A 2,461-nucleotide genomic window follows, 5' to 3' on the forward strand; every position below is an offset into this window, starting at 1 on the left:
TTCCATATACCAGAGCCCATTATTTCTGGCCCGCAGGACATGACTGCAGCTGTGCAGTGGTTTCCAGATTGTTGGCATGTTTGGTCTGCCAAGGCTCTGGATCACCCGCTCCGGTCCCGGACGGCGGTAATAATGCTGCAGTACTTTCAGGATGGTTTTTTCATTATCGCCGACATTTTCAGGCAAGACCGGCGGTTTGCTGAAGGCATCCTCCACAAACTGTAATGCCTCTGGTGTTTCGGCTGCCGATGGTGTTGCCTGGTCGTGAGAATTGCCCAGACCCAGAGATTGTCTCAGGTCCTTGATTTCACGTTGAGCTTGCTGGACAAGTTCTGGCCAATTCTGGTAGAGGGGATGCGTTTCCCGTTGCTGCCAGAGTTTTTCAACCCATTGGATATAATCAACCGCAGAAAAATCCTCAATAACCTTCTTACCTCTGGGGTAAAACCAGTCCAGACTATCTTCAGACCTATGCAGAAACTCACTGTCCAGGTTAGAACTGTAACGAAAGATGGCCAGTAAGCGGGACTTGATCATGTCGAGGGAAGGATGATAAAAGCGCACACTAAATAGTACCTCTTTTATACATTGCTCTAGTTGTTCTGGACTGTGACCCTGACAAATTCGGTGAAATTCTACAACGCTTCCCGGGCAACCGGTAAAAGGTATTTTCGCGAGATGTTTCAGGGTCAGGCACTCAAGTGGTGCGAAGGCAGCTACAATATGATTGATTATGCCTGCTGGTATTGCCCGAACCATGTAATCATCCATGGCGTCGATTATATGAATCCCCCCTCCCAGACTTGCCCCGCTCTGCAGAAGCAGCTGAAGTAAGCGACAAGCTTCTTTCTCCTGATGTCGAGTTTGATCGTGCTCTGGCTGATCGATTCTGATCATTTCGGAAGTCATCAACATTTCAAGCAATGATTGAACGTTTCCTTTGTGAAAAAAACGCTGGTGAATGGGCAAGCCACTTTGTTTTAATTTCAAAAGTTTCTCGTAACTGTAACAACAGGGATCACTCACCAGCTCGATGGCCTGTTGCAATGTGCTCATAACATTCGGTGAGACGTTTAATTTTGAGCCCAGTGCCTCTGCCCGCAAAGACATTGGCAGCAGATTTAGCAGGGCTCTGAAATGGTCCGGGGCTATGCCCTGTGAAAACGCATAATCATCCAGAGAACGCTCATTTCTGGCCAGGCGTTTACTGTCCAGCTCATCATCAAAATAGACCTGCACAGAACCCGTGCGGTGGCAATAAACGACCAGAGGCAATGGTTTGAGCTGCAATTCCTTTTCACACTGACGCTTGTCCTGCAAGATATCGGCAATATTTCTCTGTGCATCGTTGTAAATACATAAGCATGTGATGTCTTCTTTGCTATAACGGTTGAGCAGCAGTTCCGGGTAATCAAAACAAACTAAGCGGTTTCCATTGTGGCGTTTCAATTTTGGTGAACTAAAGGTTCCATCGACTTGCAGATGTCCCGAGGTGAAATGATCAGGATAAACTTTCCAGATGACCTGATCGGCATGCTCACGACCTTTATCGTGCAGTGATTGCAGATCAGACAGTAATTTTACTCTCAGTTTATCCGGAGTTACGTCAGGCTCTTGCAGCATCCTGGTCCATGCATCACGTTTGTAGACGTACAGGCATTGGGGATTGACAATGCCTACCATCCATTTACCAAGCCCTTTTAACAAAGGCTCGGTGGGCATCATCTCCCCCGGCAGGGCGAGGGTGAAAGGTCTTGGTGCTCCCTTACCCGAAAAGTAATCTTTTTCTTCAGGCAATTTAATTCGCCTAAACGCCAGACGTCCGCTCTCAGCAGCCCGCAGTAGCGCTTGTCGCTCAGACTCCCTGGGATGACAGGGTAGCAGCTTGCGGGTCGGTTGGCTGGTGGTCCATTGGCCAGAGGCTTTTACCGACCGGGTGTCAGGCTTTGGTTGATCAAACTTTGGTTGAGAGTGAGGGCAAGGGCCGACAGAGGTTCCCGTTCCGTGTGCAACATTCATGGCAATACTCCATTAACACTTATGATTTATCCATTTCTCTCAAAGAGTGGATTCTGCCGTCATTAGAGTAACTTGCTGGTAAAAAGTTCCAGTATGATCCCACTGTCTTTTGCTGGATTTGCAAAGCAAGGTCAAAGGATTTTATTGGCCCTCCCCTGCTGGCGCATTCTGAGCATCTGGCTTCGCTATCTTCTTTGGTACCAGCATTTCCCATTCTCCAGGGAGGCCATCGTTGGTAACGTAGGATCGCTTCCTGCTGACCACGTTAATCCCGCGCTGTTTCAGCACTTGTCGGGCTTTCTCCGAAGTCAGCGTTTCTTGCGTCAAGGTGCCCAGATTCATCTGAATACCGTTGCTCTTCAGCCGCTGCACCTCTTGCTCCATTGACTGTTGTGTTGTCGGGCTCAGCAGCGACGGGTCATGTTCGTACTGCATCTTTTCC

General features: G+C 48.7%; 2 protein-coding genes. Both read right to left on the bottom strand.

Annotated features, from left to right (window positions below):
- Nucleotides 1-2,019: hypothetical protein (locus KDK19_RS08800; RefSeq protein WP_257291758.1), on the bottom strand; the 2,019-nt coding region annotated here is incomplete at its 3' end.
- A 141-nt stretch (nucleotides 2,020-2,160) separates the two neighbouring features.
- Nucleotides 2,161-2,461 (bottom strand): hypothetical protein (locus tag KDK19_RS08805; RefSeq protein ID WP_257291759.1); only part of this gene is annotated, 301 nt, incomplete at its 5' end.

The organism is Endozoicomonas sp. ONNA1 (assembly GCF_024606325.1).
Taxonomy (GTDB): domain Bacteria; phylum Pseudomonadota; class Gammaproteobacteria; order Pseudomonadales; family Endozoicomonadaceae; genus Endozoicomonas_A.